We start from the raw sequence: 22,893 nt of genomic DNA, 5'->3' as shown, positions 1-22,893 counted from the left end.
AAAGCTTTTTTTAGATCTTAATCTTTTCTTCTCGGTAAGCAATCGCTTCATCAGTCATCACTAATTAACCTAATCTTAATTATTTCTTTAGAAATAGTGACAAAGTTAGATTTTTCTGTTATCCTGTAGTAGAGTAATGCAAAAAATTTAAAATTTGTCAAGTGTACTAAGTAAGTTTTTATTTTTAAAAAAGTCAACTAGATTTTTTCCTAGCCACAAAAAATCGTTATTTAGAATACCAAAAAAGAAAACGTCAAAACTTTTCTAAACTATTAAATAGTAGGCTTCTATGATTTCCTCGGAACCACTAGCAACACCTTACTGCATGACAATAGATGAGGTAATTCGGTTATTAGACAACTCTCAACTCAGAAATATAACGCCTTTACAAGATAAAGTTTTACGTTTAGCGTGGGAGGGGCGGACTTATGCGGAGATGGCGAGCGCTCTACATTATCAAGATGCCTATCTCAAAAATATTGCTTCTGGACTGTGGCAAGAACTTTCGCTACTTTTTGGCGAACCTATTACTAAAACAAATTTTTCTTATAAGCTCAAAAATCGTTCATTAACTGAAGAACAACAGCAATATCTTGATACACCGAATAATATCTCATCAAGACAGCAAAAAAATACGCCAGAGTCACCTTATGGACCGGTTCCTTTAAACTCTGATTTTTATGTGGAACGTCCTCCTGTTGAAGAATTAGCTTTTATGGAAGTCCATAAACCAGGAGGAGTCATCCGCCTCAAAGCTCCTGCTAAAATGGGGAAAAGTTCTCTTTTATTAAGAATAATTGCACAAGCTAAAATAGTTAACTATCATACTATTCAAATTGACTTTAGAGAAATTGATCAAACCCGCTTTGAAAACTTAGATAAATTATTACGTTGGTTCTGTACAGTCATTAGTCGTCAACTGAACCTTAAACCAAAATTAAACGAATACTGGGACGATGATATTGGTAGCAAAGTCAACTGTAGTTATTATCTACAACACTATATCTTATCAAACTTAGAAAATCCCCTCGTCATTTCATTTAATGATATTCATCACATCTTAGCTTATTCGGAGTTAGCTGCAAATTTTTTATCTTTATTGCGTTATTGGTACGAACAATCTAGACAATCAGAAATTTGGCAAAAATTACGCATGATCTTAGTTCATTCAACAGAGATCTATGTGCCATTGCGCTTTCATGAATCACCCTTTAATGTGGGATTACCTATTACTATACCTGAATTTACACTGCCTCAAATTCAAGAATTAGCCAAACGACATGGGCTAGATTGGAATAATGCAACAGGCACTAAATATTCACAAATTTTAATGACCTTAATTGGCGGACATCCTTATTTAGTTCGTCTCGCTTTGTATTATATTTGTTGGCGTGGCATGAGTTTAGAAACACTTATTACCGAAGCTTCAACCTCTAAAGGAATTTATCGAGAACACTTACAGAATTATTTAGTTATATTACAATCTCATCCTGAACTTTTAAACTGTTGGCTTTTGATCGTTACATCAACAGAACCCGTTCAATTAGAAACTGTTACTGTCTATTGTTTAGAGAGTTTAGGACTGATTAAAATCGTTGAAGGTGGAGTTGTTCCCCGTTGTGAATTGTACCGGCAATATTTTCACAGACAACTACTATTAGTCAATTTAATGGATAATCAACTCAAACGACTAGAAGAAGACAATCAACGTTTACAAGAAAATTGTTATATTGATCAATATACTCAAACTGGAAATCGCCGAGGATTTAATCAGACTCTAGAAATTGAATGGCGACGCATGACCCGAAATAAGTTACCCATCGCTCTGATTTTGTGTCACGTGGCTTTTTTTAAAACTTACGAGAATAGTCTTGATGAATTTGCAAGAAATGATTATTTAAAACAAGTAGCACCCATTATCAAAAATTGTGTTCAAAGAGCATCTGATTATGTCGCTCGCTATGATGATAACGTGTTTGGAATTATTTTACCCGAAACTTCTTTACCAGGAGCTACGAAAGTAGCGGAGCGAATTCGCCAAAACATCGAATTAATTGTCAATGAAGAAATTTTAGGCTCAATTACTGTTAATGTAGGCGTTGCTTGCATCATTCCTGAAATTGAAATCAACAGTAGTTTTTTAGAACACGAAGCCCAAAAAGCCCTGTATCGTTCTAGAAGAATGGGACCCAATACCATAATTGTAAGTTCCCTGTTGGATGAGTGATGAAAGCTTAACACTTCTCTACAGATTACCTGTTAGTTTGAGGGATATAACGGGAACAATAAGACTGAAACAGCAAAAAACGCTAATTCTTGTCGCGTTCTCTCTTAGGTTGACTTCATGACTCAGACATCACCCCAGCAGACACCTGATCCATCTTATTCGACCAGTTCATCGTCAGATTCCGTTAATTCTTCACGTTCATTAACCAGTGATCAGTTAACGCTAAACTCAAGATCAAGAGCAAGTCAGTCTCTTAATCAGACCTATCCTCACTACGTTGACCCTGAACAGCCCAAAAACAAGCCAAACTCACCTCTTGAGCGGTTTTTAGGCGCAAAAAGAGACTTAAAGTCCAAAGCGGCGATCGCTTCTTTGTTGATTGGATTAGTTCCCGTTGTCCTAGTCGGAACCAGTGCTTACATCGTCGGAAATAATCTGCTTAATCAACAAGTCCGTAATAACATGGAAACCAATGTTATCGGATTAAGTGAACAACTACAAGACTTTATTAATAATCGTTATAGTGATTTAGTGGGATTAGCCCAACAAGATATATTTACAAATCCACAAATTAGCGCGAATACAACAACAGAAATCCGCAATAATACATTAAACCGTTATCGAGAAATTCATCCCTCTTATGAGACATTAGTTTTATTAGATTTACAGGGTAATCCCATCGCGCAAACAAGCGGAACAAAAATAAGAAAACAAGACAATGAAGAATATTTCCAAACCGTTATCAATACAAAACGTCCTTATATTAGTGAACCTCGCATCAATAAAACCGCAGAAAGCTCTAGTTTTAATATAGCTGTTCCAGTAGTAGATCAAAATACGGGAACAATGATCGGTGTTCTTAAAGGTAACATTCCTCTAAAAAACCTCGATCAACTATTTAGTAATACAATTGATCGGGGGATGGAGCATTACTATTTAATAAATTCAGATGGCGAAATTGCTGCAACAAATCAATCAAAAAATATTGGAAAAACACTCAGTAAAGAATTTCCGAACATTTACAATCAATTACGACAACAGAAAGCCCTACCCACTGGAACATTAATCGAAACTCAAAACGGGCAAGAATCCTTAATTGCTTATACCCAACCCCAAGAACTACAAGACAAATATAAGCTCAGTTGGCGACTTGCCGTTACACAAAATAAAAATGAAGCTTTTGCCGCCGGACAATGGTTATTATTAATACCATTATTAGGGACTGCCACCGCCGCCGCAGTAGCTCTAAGCGCGGGAATTTTAGCCGAAAAAGCAACACGCCCGATCCGAGCGATCGCATCTGCCGTCAAAAAAATTGGTCAAGGTGAATTAGATACACAAGTAGAAGTCAAAGGAGAGGATGAATTTTCTACTCTAGGCAATAGCATCAACGCTATGGCCGAACAGTTAAAATCCTTAGTACAAGAACAAGCCCTATCGGTACAACAAGCCAATCTTCTAACCGAGATTAGCAGTACCATGTTAGCCGACAGTATCGAAACCGAAGAAGCCCTAACACCGATTTTTAATAAAGCTTTAGAAGGATTACGTTTACAGCTTAGTTGCGATCGAGTCGTGATTTATCGTCTCAATCCCGATAATAGTGGCAAAATTGTTTATGAATCATTAGAAAATGGTTTTGTGAGTGCGTTGCCAGAAGCTTTAACCGATCCCTGTATTCCCAAAGAATTACTCGAAGCATATCGCCAGGGAAGAATTCAAACCATGAGCGATGTATCTAAAGTTGATCTTCACCCAGACCATAAACAATTATTAGCACGTTTGCAAGTTTTAGCTAATTTAGTAGTTCCAATTGTCTATTCACGTGAATTATATGGGCTGCTTGTCGTACATTATTGTCGAGAACCCCATCAATGGACAGTCAGAGAACTAAAATTTACTCAGCAAGTCGTCGAACAATTAAGTATTAACCTAGATCGTCTAAAAATCCAAATCGCCCGCCGCGAAGATGCCCGACGTTCCCAAATGCTCAAAGACATTACCCTGAAAATTGCCACAGCTTTAAACTCAGAGGGAGTCCTTGATCTCGTCGTCAAAGAACTACGAAAAGCCCTAGAAAGCGATCGCGCGATCGTCTATCGTTTTGATCCAAAATGGGGCGGACAAATCATCGCCGAGTCTGTTGATCCTCGGTTTCCCCCTGCCATCAATGCAGAAATCAACGATCCTTGTTTTGCCGAAAGATACGTCGAAAAATACCGTAAAGGGCGAGTGCAAGCCACAACCAATATTTATCAAGCGGGTTTAACCCAATGTCACATAGGACAATTAGAACCCTTTGAAGTAAAAGCTAACATGGTTGCACCCATTTTACACAAAGGCGAACTACTCGGATTATTAGTGACCCATCAATGTTCAGCCCCTCGCAAATGGCAGCAAAGCGAGATCGACTTTTTTGCTCAAGTTGCCACTCAAGTCGGACTAGCGCTCGAAAGAACTGTATTACTCGAACAACAAAGACAAGCTGAAGTCGAACAACGTCTGGCTAAAGAACAAATGCAAAAACGAGCTTTAGAACTTTTGATGGAAGTTGATCCCGTGAGTCGAGGCGATCTAACCATTCGGGCTAATGTGACTGAAGACGAAATTGGTACGATTGCCGACTCTTATAACGCCACCATCGAAAACTTACGGAAAATCGTTTCTCAGGTGCAAACAGCCGCACAAGAATTAGCCACCACCACCAATGATAACCAAATTTCCGTAAAATCCCTCAGTGAAGACGCAAGCCTACAAGCCCATAATATCGCCGATGCTTTAGGACGAATTCAACTGATGACCGATTCGATCCAAGCCGTCGCCACCAATGCTGGACAAGCCGAAATCGCCGTACAACAAGCAACCCAAACCGTAGAAGCCGGAGAAATCGCCATGAACCGTACCGTTGATGGGATTATGGCAATTCGAGAAACAGTAGCAGAAACTGCGAAAAAAGTCAAGCGTTTGGGAGAATCTTCTCAGAAAATTTCTAAAGTCGTCAACCTAATTGGTAGTTTTGCCGATCAGACAAACCTACTCGCCTTGAATGCCTCAATTGAAGCCGCCCACGCAGGGGAAGAAGGTCGAGGCTTCGCTGTGGTAGCCGACGAAGTACGATCGCTTGCCCGTCAATCCGCCCAAGCCACCGCCGAAATTGAAAGCCTTGTGGCCAGCATTCAAGCAGAAACCAACGATGTAGTAGCCGCAATGGAATCCGGAACCGAACAAGTCGTACTCGGAACAAAACTCGTCGATGAAACCCGAAAAAGTCTCAATCAAATCACCGCCGTCAGTATACAGATTAACGAATTAGTCGAAGCCATTGCCAAAGCAGCGATCGAACAATCACTCACCTCCCAATCCGTTACCCAAACCATGACTCAAATTGCCTCCGTTTCCGATAAAACCTCACTAGAAGCGGCTCAGGTTTCCGACTCCTTTAAAAAACTGCTTTCGGTTTCTTTAGCCCTACAAGAAAGCGTACGTCAGTTCAAAGTCAACAAGTGAGAGAAAACTTTATGAAAGTGGCTTTAAAAATAGTTTCTCTAATTGCTGTAGCTCTCTCGGTTTGTTGGCTCGTCATAGCTTGTTCAGGCGAACCCAAAGTCAGCCAAACCGCCCTTTTTTCGCCCGATTTGATGGCCGACTATATTTACCGTATTCTCAAATCAGAGCGAGAGATTTACGGAAAATATGTCGTACAACGCCTAAGCGAAACCCATTCGATCCAATCTTCAGAAAACTGGGAACGAGATAACGCGCTTCCCTTACCCGCCCAAGTCTTTCGCATGGGGGCTGAACTTTCCTCCCAAAAAGGCTCATTTAATTACGGCTTAATTTCTCCCTGGAATCTCAATGAGAATCAAGCCCCAAAAACTGAATTTGAACAAAAAGCAATGGCTACCGTTTTAGAAACCAAACTGCTTTACAAAGGATATCAAACCAAAGATGGTCAAAAATATTTTTCTGTTATATATCCCGATAAAGCAGTAACCCAAGCTTGCGTCGATTGCCATAATAACCATCCAGTCCATAAACAACGCTACCCCGACAAAGTTTTTCAAGTCGGCGATGTCATGGGCGGTATTTTAATTAACTTACCCATTGAAGAATAATCAATCCCCCGAATGCCATTAGTTAACTATGAACATCTCAAAACCCCAATCTCATCCGACTCGATTTCCAGACAAATCAAAGCCAGCTAATCACTCTTTGCTCCAGCAATTTCATGATCTGCCCATCACTCGAAAAACACAACTGATTACCTTGTTGGTGTTTCTCTCACTAGCGGGAATTCCCCTTTTAGGATGGAAAGTCTTAGATAGTAGTTTACGATCGCAACTGCAAAACCAAATCAAATCCCAACTCGCCGTTACAGAACTTAACTATAACAACCAAATCGAAACGATGGAGTATAGTTTTGCGGCAGTGGCAAATAATCCCACCGTCATCGAAGCGGCGAAATATAACGCCAATGGACAAACGCTCCCGCCCAATTTACAACAAAACTTAAAAGAAATTTTACGCCAAGAACTTAAAATACAAAACATTGATTATGCCACCCTGGTCGGCAAAAATTTAAAGATTATAGCCAATGGCAACAAAAGCGATCGTACCTCGGAAAAATTCAATCCCAATCAACTCGTTAGTAAAGTCCTCAAACAACCCAAACAACTGAGTACCAGTGAAATCTTACAAGCGCGGGAATGGCAAAAAGAAAACCCAGAACGTGCCAAAGCTTTAGCTAATCAAGACGCACTGATCCGCTATACTCTTACTCCAGTCAAAGGAGAGGACAACAAAATCATCGGCGTATTAGTCGCAGGAAACATCGTCAACGGAAAAGAAGAAATCGTTAAAAAAACCTTAAATACCTACACAGACGAGGGATATAGTGCAGTTTATCAGCGTTATGGTTCGGGAAAATTTGCCCTAGCAACCTCATTAGAAAAAAACGAAATGCGTTCCTCAAATACTAATATTCCATTGGTGGATCAATCCTTACTAAATCAAGCCGTTGCCGCTAAAGGGAAAGTCGTTTCAGGAACCGAAAAAATTGGTAAACATACCTATACCGTAGCCGCCAAAGCATTACCAAACTCAAAAGGTGAAACCGTCGCCGTTTTAGTCTATGGTGATCCAGAAATTGCCTTAAAACGGATCATTAATGCGAGTTTATTAACTCAAGGACTATTATCGGGTCTAATGCTTTGTTTAGTGCCTCTGTTAGCTTGGGGCATTAGTCAAGCCATCACGCGACCTATTAAACGCTTACAACAGGTTACCGCCGAATTTGCCGCAGGAAACTACCAAGCTAGAGCAAACATTGATTCATCCGATGAAGTCGGTCAGTTAGCCAGTAACTTTAATGAAATGGCTAATAACATCCAACAGCACAACCAATATCTTGAAGAACAAGCCGAAATGTTCCGCTTTTTGTCTCGTTTGTCCTTACCCGAACAACTAGACGAAACCAGTTTAGATAAATTATTTACTCAAGCTCTCAAAGAAGCGCGTCAGATTATCGGTGCAAGTCGGATCTTGATTTATCAAATTTACCGCGATGGTCAAGGCAGTGTCACCCATGAAGCCCTCGCCTCACCTTGGGCAAGTACCCTAACCAAACGGATCGACGATCCTTGTATACCAGAAGAAATTATCGCGGGTTATCGTCAAGATCGTCTGATTGTTATGCCCAATGTGGCTAATCTAAAACTTCATCCCGCCCATACTCGATTACTGCAACAATTACAAGTTAAATCGAGTGTAATATTACCAGTGATGAACGAAGAAGATTTATTTGGCTTATTAATTGTTCATCAATGTGATGCACCTAAAGAATGGCAAGAAACCGAAATTAACTTTCTTAAACAATTGAGTAATCATTTACAAGTCATTCTCGAACGAGTAAACTCACGGCGCAGAAACAGCCTAAATACTCGTCTTTCGGAGCGTTTAAAAGACATTACCCGAAAAATTGTGCGGAGTCAAGAAAACGAAGAACTTTTTCAAACAGTGGTGAGTGAATGTAGACGAGCGATGCAGGTCGATCGACTTATTGTTTACCGCTTTGATGCGAACTGGGTAGGAACCGTGATCGCCGAATCTGTTGAGTCGCGTTTTCCCGTTGCTCTAAATGCACGAATTGGCGATCCTTGTTTTGCCGAAAGATATGTCGAAAAATATCGACAAGGGCGTGTTGTTGCCACACCAAATATTTATGACGCGGGTTTGACGAATTGCCATCTACAACAGTTAGAACCTTTTGCCGTCAAAGCGAACCTTGTTACACCTATTATCTTTGGTAATGAATTATTTGGGTTATTAATTGCCCATCAGTGTCGATCGATCAAATACTGGGAAAATGCCGAAATAGACTTTCTCAGTCAAATTGCGACTCAAGTCGGAGCCGCTTTAGAACGATCAAATTTACTCGAAGCACAAGAAAAAACAGCCATTGAACAACGCAAAGCGAAAGAACAATTACAACAACGAGCGATTGAATTATTACTCGAAGTCGATCCCGTGCGACAAGGTGATCTGACGATTCGAGCTACCGTAACTGAAGATGAAATTGGTACGATCGCAGATTCTTATAATGCGATTGTCGAAAACTTACGGCGAATCGTTACGCAAGTTCAATCAACGACTCATCAATTAGCTACAACGACTAATGATTCCGAGCAGTCGATTTCTGCTTTGTCGGAACAAGCTGATCAACAGGTTAATGAAATCGAGTCTACCGTAAAACGTGTCGAAAGTATGATGGGTGCAATCAATGAGGTAACGAATAATGCTCAATTGGCGCTTCTTGCTGTCAAAGAAACCTTAAATACTGTCGAAGTCTCCGAAGAAGTGATGAATCAAACCGTAGACGGGATGATGGCGATTCAGGAAACCGTAACTCAAACAGCCGAAAAAGTCTCACATTTAGGAGAATCATCGAAAAAGATTTCTAAAGTTGTCAGTTTAATCAGTCGTTTTGCTGCTCAAACTCATTTATTAGCACTGAAAGCCTCAATTGAAGCCGCACGAGCCGGAGAAGAAGGCCGAGGATTTGCGGTGATCGCCGATGAAGTTAGAATGCTTGCCGCTCAATCTGCCGAAGCATCCGCCGAAATTGAGGCGATCGTTGATAGTATTCAAACCGAAACCCGCGAAGTAGCGGCAACGATGGAAACGGGAACCAAACAAGTAGCCGTCGGTAGTCAGTTATTAGATGAAACACGCCGCACTTTGAGCCAAATTATGGCCGCTAATCAACAGATTGGTGAATTAGTCGGGGCGATCGCTTCATCGGCACAACAACAAAGTGAAACGGGAGGCAGCGTCAGAATGACAATGAATGATGTTGCGTCGATCTCTCACCAAACTCTGTCTTATGCCCAAACTGTAGCTACTTCCATTGAACATTTACTACAAACAACTCAAACCCTTTCGAGTAGTATCGGTCAATTTAAGATTTAATCCTTTCTTCTTCAGACATCTATATTAATTATGATTAATTCTGACATTCGTGACCAAGCTTATCGTTTTTTTGTGGAAGAAGCAGCCGAATTATTACAAATTATAGAATTTGAACTGCTCAATCTCCGACAAGATTATTCTAAGGCTAAAATACATGAAATTATGCGGGCGGCACACTCGATTAAAGGGGGATCGGCTAGTCTAGAACTAGACACGATTAAAACGATCGCCCATCGTTTAGAAGATTATTTTAAGGCTTTGTCTCCTGATCGTGTCGAAATTGATGAGGAACTAGAAAGCCTTTTATTACAAGGGTTTGATTGTCTAAAAGAGCCACTGACTGCACAAATAAATCAGGGTCAGTTTGATTCAAGTGCAGCGCTGGACAAAGCATCTCCCATTTTTGCCGCCCTCGATCTTCGCTTAAAAGATGCCCTCGAACAATCGGAAAATTATTTACCTAGTTCGGCTGAATTAGGAATTGATATAACGGCTTCGATTTTTGAAATAGATGTACCGCAAGAATTAGAACGCCTCAAAACGGTTTTAGGAGAACAAAAAGGCTTAGAAATTTGGCGAGAAGTACAAGTTACTGTCGGAATGTTCGCCGGATTAGCCGAGTTACTCAATCTTCCTGGATTTGCTAGTATTGGTCAAGCCGTTTTAATCGCCTTAAAAAATAATCCCGAACAAGCAGAACTTATTACAGAAGTAGCGATCGCTAATTGGCAAGAAGCACAGCAACTCGTCTTAGGTGGCGATCGTCATTCAGGTGGCAGCCCCAGTAACGAACTGTTAGCCTTCCAAGAAGTTATTTCACCCATCACGGAACCACAGCCAGTAGAATCAATTTTAGATCCAGAGTTTCGAGATCAGGCCTATCGCTTTTTTATCGAAGAAGCAACCGATTTATTACAAGTCATTGAAATGGGTTTACTTTCTCTAAGACATTCCCGCACACCCGCGAAAGTTCATGAAATCATGCGTGCAGCCCATTCAATAAAAGGCGGTTCGGCAAGCATTGGCTTTGAGGCCATTCGTACCCTATCCCATCGTTTAGAAGATTATTTTAAAGCTTTATATCGTGACGAAGTTATTTTAGATGAAGAACTCGAAACCTTGCTTTTAAGAGGTTTTGATTGTCTTAAAGAGCCTTTAATTGAGCAAATCAATACGGGAACACATAACCCTGAAAGCGTACTCGCTCTTGCCCAACCCATATTATCCCAAATTGAAGAACGTCTAGGAGATGCTTTAAATCAAAACGATGAATATTTACCGAGTTCGGCGGATTTAGGCGTTGATCTGATCGCTTCTCTTTTTGATGTGGATGTCAGACAACGTTTAGATAGCCTTGCATCCGTCTTAGAAAAAGGCTCAGAACAAGAATTAATTGAGCATCTACACGGGTCTATAGAACTTTTTGAAGGTTTTGCCCAAATATTTAATTTAACGGGTTTTAACACCATTGGTGAGGCGGTTCGGAATGCCTTAAATGCTCATCCAGAAGAATTGTATCGCATTACAGAACTTGCACTCTTGAACTGGCAACAAGCCCAAGCCGAAATTTTAGCGGGAGATTACACCGTAGGGGGTCAAGTTTCGGCCGATTTACTGAACTTCTCTAGTCAGCCCATTTTAGATATATCTATAGATGATGTTTTTGGTTCTAATCACGAAAATCAAGAATTAATTAACCCTGTTTCTGCAAGTTTTAGTTTAGAAGATGTCTTCGGCTCATCTCAAAGCCTCTTAGAAGTTCCTTCACTTGATGAGGTTTTTCTTGGAATACCACCAGAAACACCTCTAGAAACCCCAGAAACACAGGTTATAGAAGAGATTTTTGTCACCGTTGCCGACGAAGAAAATTCACCTAACCTTGATGCTCTCTTGGGGATAAATACAGCAGACACCGCAGAATCGATCGAATCTCTCACAGAGGCTATATCTGCGATCGCCCAAGATTTTGCTCAGTTGCCACCCGTTAAGGAACTTCCCAAAGTCCAAGTTAACGCATCTAATCAAGAGACACCAACTAATCGATCGACGGTTAAAACCGATGCAACGCCAGCACCCGCAGCCCTTTCGGTAAGGGTTGATTTTAATCGTTTAGAACGGATGAATAACTTAGTCGGTGAGTTAGCGATTAACCGTAATAGTCTATCGCTACAAAATGAGCAACTTCAAGGATCGGTGAAAGAACTGCTAAACAGGTTTGCACGATTTAGCAAAATTACGGAAAAACTCAGAGATGTTTCTGATCAAATGTTAATTGATACGACTCGTTATGGGGGATGGTCGGGGACAGAACGTCGAGGAATCAACGAAAAAGGCTTTATTACTCCAGAAAAATCGGATTTTGATGCTTTAGAGATGGATCGCTACGGGAAGTTGTATTCTACGGTTCAAGGATTATTAGAAGAAATGATCCAGTTAGAAGAATCCGTTGATGATATTGTTCTCTTTGCCAGAGGTTCTAACCAAACACTAGAATCTCAACGACAAATGCTCACTCAATTACGGGATGAGTTAATGTGGGCGAGAATGTTACCGTTAGGTGAAGTATTAAATCGTTTTCCCCGTGTTTTACGGGATTTATCGGCGAAATATCACAAAAATGTCCGACTTAAGTTAACGGGAACAGGGGTTTTAGTAGATAAAGTTGCTCTTGAAAAACTGTATGATCCTCTTTTGCACTTACTCCGCAATGCGTTTGATCACGGGATCGAATTGCCAGAAGTTCGTCAAGTCCGAAATAAAATCGCAGAGGGTTTAATTGAAATTCGCGCTTATCATCAAGGAAATCAAACGATTATTGAAGTAAAAGACGATGGCGGTGGCTTAAATTATGACAAGATTTTAGAACAGGCTCTCAAGCGGGATTTAATTTCTAAAGAACAAGCGGCAGTTTTATCCAAGGAAAAAATTTCTAATCTGATTTTTGAACCCGGTTTCTCGACGGCGGAACAAGTGAGCGAATTATCGGGTAGAGGAGTCGGTTTAGATATTGTGCGGGCGCAGTTACAAGCTCTTAAAGGAAATGTTACAGTAGCGTCTAACCTAGGTCAAGGAACGATTTTTACCTTACGTTTACCTTTAACTCTAACGATCGCTAAGTTATTAGTTTGTATGATTAATGCAAGTAGTACCCGCAATATTTCGACGGCGGTGGCTATTCCCTCAGATAGCATTGAAGAAATTATCGTCCCACAGAATGATCAAATTAAATTATCGGGTCAACAACGATTTTTACAGTTTGCGGGTCATCTTATACCAATTTATGTTCTTGGGGAGTTATTCGAGTATCGTTGTCCTTTGCCCGAAAGTATGAGCAGTAAAGCTTTAGCGGCAACGGTTCCTTCTCCTGAAGATTGGGGACTTCCTTTATTAATTTTACGTCGTGGACAACAATTATGTGCGCTGGAAGTGAGTCGGTTAGTCAGTGAGCAAGAACTTGTGATTAAACCTTTTGGTAGTGCGATCGCTGCGCCCCTTTATACTTATGGTTGTACGATTCTTGGAGATGGTACTTTATTACCCGTCGTGAATGCCATTACTCTTATTGAACAATTCTTAGATGTTAGCCCGGCTATACCCGGAGCATCTTTAGAGTTACGCGAAGTGAGTACGGATCTTCCTCCCGTTGCATCTGTACCTAGTTCTTATTCTCAAACACCTACAGTATTAGTGGTGGATGACTCTGCTGCTTTACGACGAACATTAGCCCTCACGCTCCAAAAAGCAGGATATCGGGTTTTACAAGCTAGAGATGGGCGAGAAGCACTCGAACAATTACAACAAAATGTTGGTATTCATTTAGTGATTTGTGATGTTGAAATGCCGAATATGAATGGGTTTGAGTTTCTGGGGCAACGTCGCCGTGATGATCAATTAATGCAAATTCCTGTAGCGATGCTGACTTCTCGTAGTAGTGAAAAACATCGTCAATTAGCACTTCAATTAGGAGCGAGTGCCTATTTTACTAAGCCTTATATTGAGCAACAATTTTTAGCATCTGTTAAAAATCTAATTGCTCAAACAACGGCGGATTTAAACTTATCTTTTCACTAAATTATAATTTCAATCTTTTGGGTTTGGAAACCAAACCCCTACACTTATTGGAGACTAAACCCCTATATTTAATATTATGGATACATTTACAACTAACGAATCGTCAGAAATCAGTAATATAAATTTTATCGCCAGTAAAAGCCCGAAATCTTTAAGTAAATTTCTCCTATTTCAAGTAGGAAAATTGTCTTTAGCATTATCGGTTGATCTGATTCAAAAAGTTATTAACTATACACCCGTTTTTGGGAGTGGCTTAGGTGCTTTTGGAGTCGCTCACATTGGTGATCAAGAAATTACGGTGATTGATTTACATCAACAGTTTTTTAAAATCAGTCAAACGATGAATCCAGGGCAAAAAGGATATTTGATTCTTGTCTCATCAACAATGGGTGAAACTTTTGCTTTATGGGTTGCCCAAACACCTACTTTAATTGATGTTGCTTTATCTCAAATTCGTGTTTTACCAGATTCTTACCGTCGTAGTGATACTTTAGGCGCGGCAAGTCATGTAATGTTAATTTCCCATGAAACGGAGACAATGACTGTTTTTATTTTGGATGTTAATCGATTAGTAGGGAATAGATAAAATGTAGGGTTTTGGTTTCCAAACCCTCTTTGGTTCAGGTTAAAAGAGACCAAATTCCTACATCATTTGTAATGGTTAAAATTAACGAGTTAAAAGTAATGAGTTAGGTGGATTTAATTGACTAACACCATTTGTATTACTTGCTTTAGTTGGATCGGGAATCGGAATATGTTGACTCGCTTCCAATAAATAACTCAAAAATGCTTGGGCAATAATTGATAATTGTTTTCCAGCTAAATGAGCAACATACCAATTTCGTTGAATTGGGAAATGTTCAACATCTAAAATCGTTAATTCTCCATGTGCGGATTCTGTACTTAATGTATGTTTAGATAGTATCGAAATACCTAAGCCTCCGCTAATTGCTTGTTTAATCGCTTCATTGCTTCCCAATTCTAGGCGAACTTTCACAGAAACATCGTTTTGAATTAAGAGTTTTTGGATAGCTTGGCGAGTACCTGAGCCCGACTCGCGCATTATAAAAGGTTCATCTTGTAAACAGGAAATTGGTAAATTTTTCTGATTTGCTAAAGGATGATCTTTTCTGGCTACAACAACTAGCGGATTTTCTAAAAATGCTTGATGATAAAGATCGATATCTTCTGGCAGTTGGCTAAGGATATATAAGTCGTCCTCATTACTGCTCATCCGTTCCTGTAATTTCTGATGATTGGTTACTTGTAAAGCAATATCTATACCTGGATACTGTTGACAAAATGAACCTAATATCCTAGGAATAAAATATTTAGTTGTTGTAATTACGCCTAATTGTAAACGACCTTGTTTGGTTCCTTTTAAATCGGCTATTTTCATCTCGAAATTGTCCAACTTGTCAAAAATTTCCTGACAAGTGTTTAATAATTCCTTTCCAGCTTCAGTCAGATAGAGACGTTTACCGATTTGTTCAAATAAGGGTAAACCGACAGCTTTGGTAAGTTGCTTTATTTGGGTAGAAACAGTAGGTTGAGTTATATAGAGTTCTTCTGCTGCTTTCGTAAAGCTACTATGGCGGGCTGTTGCCTCGAATACTTTAAGCTGATGTAGGGTTGCCTGAATCAATTTCTTTTTCCCCCTAATCAATATACATTATTTTATTTTTTCAATTCTAAATCATTTATAGACAATAGTCAATATTTATATATATAGTGATAGATTTAAATATATATAAGCAGGACTTAAGGAAAGCGGGTTGATTTTGCTTAGATTCCCTTAAATCCTTTGATGCTGTTGTTACTAAAGTTGTTGACTGACTGCTTTACGATAGACTTTCTGAATCGTTTTCAGCAGTTTATCAAAACCAGTTTGGGGAGTGTCATTAGCGGGATCGAGAAGCTGTATCTTAGTTAATAGTTGAGCTTCTGAGGTTTGAACATCTCCATCGCTATAAATCATTGCGCCCATAGCTTCGAGTAATTTCTGATAATCATCGATACTCGGATGACTACCTAAATACTCTTCTAGCCATTGATAGCATTCTTGAGGTTGTACGGGTAAGAGTTCAGAAAGTAATGATTTTAGGTCAGGATCATCGGCTAATCCATATTCTTCAGCTTTTTTGTGTAAATATTTTCGTTCTTCGGGCTGAATTAAACCATCAATCCAAGCTACACCAACCAAGATTTTTAAAAGTTGTTTTGTTTTTGTTGAGTCATTCATCACAAGCAAGTCCTTTTACTAGCTTAACGATAAAAAAGCCATCCATCTGATGTTGATTAGGCAAAACTTTTAGCCAACCTTGTTGAGTAGCAAAGACAGCAAAAGGAGAATCAACAGACGGAGGATGTATTGTCCAATTTGGATGTTTATCTAAAAAGTTTTCGACAACTCTTTCATTCTCGATCACATTTAGGGTACAGGTGGCATAAACTAAGATTCCCTTCGGTTTTACCCAAGTGGCTGTCTGTTCTAAGAGTTCTTGTTGGAGTACAGAAAGTTCCTGAATACGATCGTCTGTTTGAAATAAGCGGATATCAGGGCGTTTGTGTAGTGTACCTAACCCTGAACATGGCGCATCTAGTAACACTCGGTCAGCAATTTCGTAAAATTGAGTAAACTCTCGACTATCTCCGGCTAATATCCGAATTGATTTAAGATTTAATCGTTCTTGGTTTTCTTGTAACTTTTTTAAACGAGATGAGGAGCGATCGCAAGCCCATATAATCCCTTTATCTTGCATTAATTCAGCAATATGTGTTGTTTTTCCCCCTGGTGCCGCACAAGCATCAATAATTGTCTCTCCTGGTTGCGGATCGAGTAAATGACTCACTAATTGTGCGCTACTATCTTGTACTGTAAACCATCCTTGCTCAAAACCGGGTAAATTAGAAATGCCACGCGAACCACTAATCAATCGTAATGCTTGTGCAAGAGGGGCAACCGGTGATACTTTTATTCCATCTGCTAAAAAAGCCCTTTGAACTTCTTCTCGTGTCGTTTTGAGGGGATTAATTCTAAGATCAATCAACGGAGACTGATTAAACCACTCACATAAGCTTTCTGTTGTTTCATTACCAAATTGAGCGAGCCATAGTTTTATGATCCAATCAGGAAAACTATACAATATCCCTAATCTTTGCACTGGAGCGACTGGTAAAATTAAAGGATCTTCTTGTTTTGCTAAACGTGCATAAGCTCGCAATAATCCATTAACGACCCCAGATAGTTGAGTAAAACCGTTTTTTTTCGCTAAATCAACTGTTGTATTAACGGCTGCAGATTCGGGAATTTGCGTAAGATAGCGTAGTTGATATAATCCAATGTGCAGGATAATTCTTAGATCTGGCGGTTGCTGAATGGCTTTTTTTTTGCCGAGTTGATCGATTAACGCATCTAAGGTTCGCTGTCTTCTGACAATACCATAAACTAATTCTGTGGCTAAATTGCGATCGACATTCACTAGATTAGCTTTTTTTAACCCAAGATCTAATGCAAGATCTGTATAAACATTTCGTCGATAAATTTCCCGAAGCACAACTAAAGTAAGTTGACGCGGGTTCGTTATATTTTGCATTCTAGACTTGCTTGATCACATTTATACATTCTTCTACTGTACTGCGTTGACTCATTGCTTGAACTAAAGCATTATAAGCGGTTTGATTACGTTCTATGAGATTTTTTGCTTGTACAAGTCCCCAATTTTTTTTCTGAGGATAACTATATTGTGGTACACCTGCTAATTTTAGAGCCATCTGTAATTGTTGCGTGTCATCCTCTCCACCGAATGAAGAACCATAGGTTAGTTTTTCTGCTGCTATTCCCGCCATCCATACAGTACACAGTCGCTCAATGAGTAAAGAAAATTGGAGCGGATCTTGAATTTTTTCTTCTATTGCTGCACGATCAAATTGTACCCCACCGAGTCCGGGTTGTCCTTGTTTGAGAGCGTCCCAAGCCGTTATGCTATAGTTAGCGATCGGTATTCCGAGTAAATAAGCTGCTAAAAAATGTCCTGCTTCATGATGAATCACTCTTTGACGATACTCAGTCGGTGCAAAACGATCTAATAATAAGGTTACACCGCGCCCCTGAAACGTGAATGTATCTAGTGTAGCGAGTCCCATTATCCCTAATGTTGCTGCTGCGGGAATAAACGGCGAAATATTTAGTAAAGGCACGAGAAACACTGATAGCGTCATGAGAAAGACACCGATCGCAATTAGGTTCAAGGCGGTCTGTTGCATAAAAAGAGAATAAGATAACTTTTACTTCATTTTACTTTACATTTACAGATTGGGTTCTACGCCTAATGCTTTTAGTTGTGCTTTAAGTTGTTCAAGTTGTTGTTGAGCTTGTTCTTTCGCTTGTCTTTCTGCGTCGAGTTGTTGTTGAGCTTGTTTAGCCGCTTCTTCGGGTGTTGGGACTAATTCGCCAGAAGGTGTAAAATAACGTAATTTTGATTCGTATACTCCTAAATATAGCTTTAATTGCTCACTCCATAACCATTCTTGCTCATTGGGTACTAGCGGTTGATATTGTCCACTAACTAAAGTAAATCCTTCAAATTCTAATGTTACAGGGTCAAAATAGAAATAATCTGGTAAACGGAAAATATCTTGATAGAGTTGCTTTTTCTCATTGCGATCTACTTTAGCGGTACTATCGGAAAGAATTTCGACAATCACATTAGGATATTTTCCCCCTTCTTTCCAAACCATCCAACTTTTCCGGTTTTTTCTAACGGTATCTAAGACTACGAAAAAATCAGGCCCGCAAAAGTCTCGCAATTTAGTCGGCTGCTCAGGGCTATTATAGATATAGTAAATGGAGAGATTGCCCGCCGCAAAGAAATTATTTCTGTCTTGCCATAACCACTCAAGACATTGAAGTAACAGAATAATTTGTTGTAAGTGTAAGGATGATTCCAATTCGGGTTCGTCGCTTTCTATCTCATCTAGAGGTAATATAATTTTTTCTGATGAGGTTTCTTCTGATAATTGTATCGGTTTTGCGATCGTCATAATCTCCCCAAAAAAGCATTACTCTATCTAAATTGTATCGAATTCACCAAAAAACGCGTTTTGTCCAGTACATTAATATTATTTTAATCGGGAATTACACAATATTATCTAATATTCTTTCTAAATTGAATTACAAAACTTTTGTTTCTATCTGAAAGTAGATCTCGATAAACCTCCCAAGATAGAGGCATAAATGAGGGTTTAGCCAGAAACTATGTAAAGACGCGCCATTGCACGTTTCTACTTATTTAATGGGAGGGCTTTTATCAATATGCAGCTTGAAGGGAAAGTCGCTGTAATTAGTGGGGCTGGATCAGGAATTGGACGTGCTACAGCCTTATTGTTAGCATCTGAAGGGGCTAAGGTTGCAACCATCGATCGCACTCCCAAAAATAGTCAAGAAACTGTTAATCAAATTCAACAACAAGGAGGAGAGGCGATAACGGTAGAGGCTGATATTTCTCAACCCGAAAAATTACAACAAGCTTACGAACAAATCTATCAAAAATGGGGACACATTAATCTTGTTTTTGCTAATGCGGGAATTAATGGCGTTTGGGCTCCAATTGAAGATTTAGATCCGCAAGAATGGAATAAAACAATATCTATTAATCTTACGGGAACGTTTTTAACAATTAAGTATGCAGTTCCTTACTTAAAACAGCAAGGTGGGGCTATTGTTATTAATTCGTCGGTTAATGGGACGCGGATGTTTAGCAATACGGGTGCAACGGCTTATTCTAGTACAAAAGCTGCACAAGTGGCGATGGCAAAAATGTTGGCGGTTGAATTAGCCCGTAAAAAAATTAGAATTAACGTCATTTGTCCAGGTGCGATCGACACTGAGATCGATGATAATACCGAACAGCAAAATTTAGAAAAAGTCGAAATACCCGTCGAATTTCCCGAAGGAGAGATCCCTTTAACTGGAAAAAATCCAGGTAAGTCAGAACAAGTCGCCCAATTAGTTTTATTTCTGCTTTCTGATAATGCCAGTCATATTACAGGTACGGAAGTTTGGATCGATGGAGGACAATCTTTACTAGAAGGGTAAAAAGGGTATTTTGTCAAGTAAAATAATTACATTTTAAAAAATTTATTATTCAGTCACGGATCTTATGCCACAATATTTCGGAAAATTACAAACAAACGAACAACCTTGGTCAGTCATCGAACCCATTAAAGGAATTGAAAAAAGCGCGCCGCGAAGCGGATCTCTTCGAGATCGCTCTATCGATTTCCATTGCGGTAAATCACTGTTTAAAATTAGTATACTTGCACCCAATTTAATTCGAGTTCGTTTAGCCCCTACTGGCGAATTTCAGCCGCGACGTTCTTGGGCGGTTGCTAAAAAGGATGGCGACTGGGATAAAACGCCTTTTGAAGTGACAGAAACGCCCGAAAATATTAGTATTCAAACCGAACAGATTAAAGTTACCATTGAACGCAACCAAGGGCGGATCGAATGTAGCAATCTTCTTGGTCAGCCATTTGCCCGTGATGCCGAAATTGGGATGGGTTGGCATACTGGGGCTGTTGCAGGATGGAAAATGATTGAACCCGACGAACATTTCTACGGGTTTGGGGAACGGACAGGACTACTTGACCAACGCAGTGAAATTAAAACCAATTGGACAGTAGATTGTATAGATTACAATTCTCTCACCGATGAAATGTATCCCGCTATTCCCTTTTTTATGGCATTACGTCCCAATTTGTGCTATGGGATTTTCTTAAATAGTACCTATTGGAGTCAATTTGATATCGGTGTCACTAAACCGGGGATCTGGAAAATGGAAACCCGCAGCCCAGAATTAGATTATTACATCATTTATGGGACAGAACCCTCACAAGTAATACAAACGTACACGGAACTAACTGGACGAATGACCTTACCGCCGCGTTGGTCATTAGGTTATCATCAGTCACGTTGGGGTTATGACTCAGAAGATGTGGTGCATGAGATCGCACAAGAATTTCGTAACCGTCAGCTACCCTGCGATGTCATTCACCTAGATATTGATTATATGCGCGGGTTTCGGGTCTTTACTTGGAGTCCGAAACGTTTTCCCCATGCAGAACAACTGTTAAGTCAATTAAAAACAGAAGGGTTTAAAGTCGTTCCCATTGTTGATCCTGGCGTAAAATACGAACCAGAAGCAGACTACGCCCCATTTGATGAAGGGATGAAAAACGATTATTTTGTCCGTAAACCAGATGGACAACTATTTCATGGCTATGTGTGGCCTGATAAAGCCCTCTTTCCCGATTTTATTAACCCTGAAGTCCGAAAATGGTGGGGAGAAAGTCAGAAAATTTTAACCGATGCGGGGGTTGCAGGGATCTGGAATGATATGAATGAACCTTCTATGTCAGACCGTCCTTTTGGTGATAAAGGTCAAAAAGTATGGTTTCCATTAGAGAGTTTACAGGGGCCTGCAGATGAACAAGTCACCCATGCAGAAACCCATAATATTTACGGTTTGATGATGGTGCAAGCTTGTTATGATGGGTTGTTACATTTACGTCCGAATGAACGCCCATTTTTGCTGACTCGTTCGGGTTATGCAGGGATACAAAGATGGTCTTCAGTTTGGATGGGTGATAACCAGGCAACTTGGGAACATCTGGAACTATCTTTACCGATGCTGTTTAATATGGGTTTATCGGGTGTTCCGTTTGTTGGGTGCGATATTGGTGGGTTTGCGGGAAATGGTAACGCAGAATTATTCACCCGTTGGCTACAAGTCGGTATGCTGTATCCCTTTATGCGGGCGCATTCGGCTATGTCTACAGCCCGTCGTGAACCTTGGGTTTATGGTCAACGTATTGAAGATATCTGTCGAGAATATCTAAACCTACGATATCGTTTAATCCCTTATTTATATACGCTGTTTTGGCAAACGACCCAAACGGGTGCGCCGATTTTCCGCCCACTTCTGTATGATTATCCTAATGATCCGAAAACTTATCAATTACACGATCAAATTTTGTTAGGTTCTTCTTTGATGGCTGCACCAGTCTATCGTCCTGGGGTAGAATATCGAGCAGTCTATCTACCTGATGGTGTTTGGTATGATTGGTGGACGGGTACATCCTATGAAGGTAATAGTCATATTCTAGCGGCTGCACCTTTAGAAACAATGCCACTTTATGTCAAAGCAGGTTCTATTATTCCGCTATATCCTGTCAGACAATACATTGATGAAGAAATTCCCTCAGAATTGACCCTAAAAGTCTTCCCTGGTGAAGGTGAGTTGACTTTGTATGAAGATGATGGTCATACATTTGAATATCAACAGCAAGCATGGGCTACGACACAATATCGGGTTTCAATAGAAGGAGACAATGTTATTGTTGATATTAGTCCCCGTGAAGGTTCTTTAGTCCTAAGCGAACGTGAAATCATTGTGGATGTTGTAGATAAAGGGGAACAACGTTTTACCGATGATGGAACTGCCCGACAATTAAGATTCTAACTATGATCTGTATTCTAATGGGTGTTTCAGGTTCAGGTAAATCAACTATTGGCCAACTTTTGAGTAAAAAACTCGGTTGGCCTTTCTATGATGGCGATGATTTCCATCCTCCCGAAAATGTTGCTAAAATGCGTCAAGGAATTCCTTTAACTGATGAAGATCGTCATTCTTGGCTATCTACATTACGATCGCTCATTGAACAACACCAAAACGGGATTATTGCTTGTTCTAGTCTCAAAGAAAGTTATCGAGAATTTCTACAAGGCGATCGTAGCGATCTCGTTTGGATTTATCTTAAAGGGAGTTACGAAGAGATTTTAGAACGAATGCAACACAGGACAAATCATTTTATGAAACCCCAGATGTTGCGATCGCAGTTTGCCACCCTTGAAGAACCGAAAAACGCTTTAGTGATTGATATTTCTTTATCACCTGAAAAGATTATCGAGCAAATTGTAGCCATACTTTGAAGAATTAATATTAGGTTGCGCTGACTAAATTCCCCACTTTGTAAGGGGCTGGAGTTTAGCCCTCTTCTGTCACTTGAGGATAGAAAATTAATTAACCTGTCAAAAAATGGAAAGGAGACCGTCCTGAGAAACAAAG

General features: G+C 39.8%; 14 protein-coding genes. 9 read left to right on the top strand and 5 right to left on the bottom strand.

The features are described from left to right. The first annotated feature begins 289 nt into the window (after positions 1 to 289). The 6 genes from C7H19_RS16960 (at position 290) to C7H19_RS16935 (ending at position 14,351) form a co-directional block, all read left to right on the top strand. The gene (locus C7H19_RS16960; protein ID WP_106458112.1) at positions 290 to 2,227 is read left to right on the top strand and encodes an AAA-like domain-containing protein; all 1,938 of its coding nucleotides are present in this window, start codon (positions 290 to 292) and stop codon (positions 2,225 to 2,227) included. Positions 2,228 to 2,344: 117 nt separating this feature from the next. After that, complete coding sequence (locus C7H19_RS16955; protein WP_245927589.1) at positions 2,345 to 5,734, top strand: methyl-accepting chemotaxis protein; 3,390 nt, start codon at positions 2,345 to 2,347, stop codon at positions 5,732 to 5,734. An 11-nt stretch (positions 5,735 to 5,745) separates the two neighbouring features. Continuing rightward, entirely contained in the window at positions 5,746 to 6,342 is a 597-nt protein-coding gene (locus C7H19_RS16950) for a Tll0287-like domain-containing protein (protein WP_106458111.1), read from the top strand. A 28-nt stretch (positions 6,343 to 6,370) separates the two neighbouring features. Continuing rightward, positions 6,371 to 9,694, top strand: a complete 3,324-nt coding sequence (locus C7H19_RS16945) for a GAF domain-containing protein (RefSeq protein ID WP_106458110.1) — start codon at positions 6,371 to 6,373, stop codon at positions 9,692 to 9,694. A 30-nt stretch (positions 9,695 to 9,724) separates the two neighbouring features. Next, positions 9,725 to 13,765 carry a hybrid sensor histidine kinase/response regulator gene (locus C7H19_RS16940; RefSeq protein WP_106458109.1) on the top strand — a complete coding sequence of 1,347 codons (4,041 nt, stop codon included), beginning with the start codon at positions 9,725 to 9,727 and terminating at the stop codon, positions 13,763 to 13,765. A 76-nt stretch (positions 13,766 to 13,841) separates the two neighbouring features. Further along, entirely contained in the window at positions 13,842 to 14,351 is a 510-nt protein-coding gene (locus tag C7H19_RS16935; protein WP_106458108.1) for a chemotaxis protein CheW, read from the top strand. A gap of 81 nt (positions 14,352 to 14,432) precedes the next feature. Here the strand turns inward: C7H19_RS16935 and C7H19_RS16930 are convergent, their stop codons facing one another. From C7H19_RS16930 to C7H19_RS16910, 5 genes are all read right to left on the bottom strand, one after another. Continuing rightward, the gene (locus C7H19_RS16930; protein ID WP_106458107.1) at positions 14,433 to 15,410 is read right to left on the bottom strand and encodes a LysR family transcriptional regulator; all 978 of its coding nucleotides are present in this window, start codon (positions 15,408 to 15,410) and stop codon (positions 14,433 to 14,435) included. Between the two features lie 174 nt (positions 15,411 to 15,584). Continuing rightward, positions 15,585 to 16,007 (bottom strand): tellurite resistance TerB family protein, encoded by a 423-nt coding sequence (locus C7H19_RS16925; RefSeq protein WP_106458106.1) that lies wholly within the window; start codon positions 16,005 to 16,007, stop codon positions 15,585 to 15,587. Beyond that, a complete protein-coding gene (locus C7H19_RS16920) occupies positions 16,000 to 17,352 on the bottom strand; it encodes a 16S rRNA (cytosine(967)-C(5))-methyltransferase (RefSeq protein WP_219907676.1) in 1,353 nt (450 codons plus the stop codon). The genes C7H19_RS16925 and C7H19_RS16920 overlap by 8 nt, the downstream gene beginning before the upstream one ends. A 10-nt stretch (positions 17,353 to 17,362) precedes the next feature. Continuing rightward, positions 17,363 to 18,031, bottom strand: a complete 669-nt coding sequence (locus C7H19_RS16915) for an ATP-dependent Zn protease (protein ID WP_106458104.1) — start codon at positions 18,029 to 18,031, stop codon at positions 17,363 to 17,365. Positions 18,032 to 18,073: 42 nt separating this feature from the next. Beyond that, on the bottom strand, positions 18,074 to 18,808 hold the full coding sequence (locus tag C7H19_RS16910; RefSeq protein WP_106458103.1) for a Uma2 family endonuclease: 735 nt from the start codon (positions 18,806 to 18,808) through the stop codon (positions 18,074 to 18,076). 271 nt (positions 18,809 to 19,079) lie between these two features. Here C7H19_RS16910 and C7H19_RS16905 point away from each other — a divergent pair, with 271 nt between their 5' ends. The 3 genes from C7H19_RS16905 to C7H19_RS16895 all read left to right on the top strand — a co-directional run bounded on the left by C7H19_RS16905 (position 19,080) and on the right by C7H19_RS16895 (position 22,757). After that, positions 19,080 to 19,862 (top strand): SDR family oxidoreductase, encoded by a 783-nt coding sequence (locus C7H19_RS16905; RefSeq protein WP_106458102.1) that lies wholly within the window; start codon positions 19,080 to 19,082, stop codon positions 19,860 to 19,862. Positions 19,863 to 19,926: 64 nt separating this feature from the next. Beyond that, complete coding sequence (locus C7H19_RS16900) at positions 19,927 to 22,287, top strand: glycoside hydrolase family 31 protein (RefSeq protein WP_106458101.1); 2,361 nt, start codon at positions 19,927 to 19,929, stop codon at positions 22,285 to 22,287. A 2-nt stretch (positions 22,288 to 22,289) separates the two neighbouring features. Beyond that, the gene (locus C7H19_RS16895; RefSeq protein WP_106458100.1) at positions 22,290 to 22,757 is read left to right on the top strand and encodes a gluconokinase; all 468 of its coding nucleotides are present in this window, start codon (positions 22,290 to 22,292) and stop codon (positions 22,755 to 22,757) included. Positions 22,758 to 22,893 lie beyond the last annotated feature (136 nt).

It is taken from the genome of Aphanothece hegewaldii CCALA 016, assembly GCF_003007785.1.
Lineage (GTDB): Bacteria > Cyanobacteriota > Cyanobacteriia > Cyanobacteriales > Microcystaceae > Chroococcus > Chroococcus hegewaldii.
Note: the sequence above shows the minus strand (reverse complement) of the source record. Positions and strands in the feature narration are given on the sequence as shown.

Coding starts and splice junctions, on each gene's coding strand:
- C7H19_RS16960 (WP_106458112.1), top strand. CDS start 290: ATGATTTCCTCGGAACCACTAGCAACACCTTACTGCATGACAATAGAT.
- C7H19_RS16955 (WP_245927589.1), top strand. CDS start 2,345: ATGACTCAGACATCACCCCAGCAGACACCTGATCCATCTTATTCGACC.
- C7H19_RS16950 (WP_106458111.1), top strand. CDS start 5,746: ATGAAAGTGGCTTTAAAAATAGTTTCTCTAATTGCTGTAGCTCTCTCG.
- C7H19_RS16945 (WP_106458110.1), top strand. CDS start 6,371: ATGAACATCTCAAAACCCCAATCTCATCCGACTCGATTTCCAGACAAA.
- C7H19_RS16940 (WP_106458109.1), top strand. CDS start 9,725: ATGATTAATTCTGACATTCGTGACCAAGCTTATCGTTTTTTTGTGGAA.
- C7H19_RS16935 (WP_106458108.1), top strand. CDS start 13,842: ATGGATACATTTACAACTAACGAATCGTCAGAAATCAGTAATATAAAT.
- C7H19_RS16925 (WP_106458106.1), bottom strand. CDS start 16,007: ATGAATGACTCAACAAAAACAAAACAACTTTTAAAAATCTTGGTTGGT.
- C7H19_RS16915 (WP_106458104.1), bottom strand. CDS start 18,031: ATGCAACAGACCGCCTTGAACCTAATTGCGATCGGTGTCTTTCTCATG.
- C7H19_RS16910 (WP_106458103.1), bottom strand. CDS start 18,808: ATGACGATCGCAAAACCGATACAATTATCAGAAGAAACCTCATCAGAA.
- C7H19_RS16905 (WP_106458102.1), top strand. CDS start 19,080: ATGCAGCTTGAAGGGAAAGTCGCTGTAATTAGTGGGGCTGGATCAGGA.
- C7H19_RS16900 (WP_106458101.1), top strand. CDS start 19,927: ATGCCACAATATTTCGGAAAATTACAAACAAACGAACAACCTTGGTCA.
- C7H19_RS16895 (WP_106458100.1), top strand. CDS start 22,290: ATGATCTGTATTCTAATGGGTGTTTCAGGTTCAGGTAAATCAACTATT.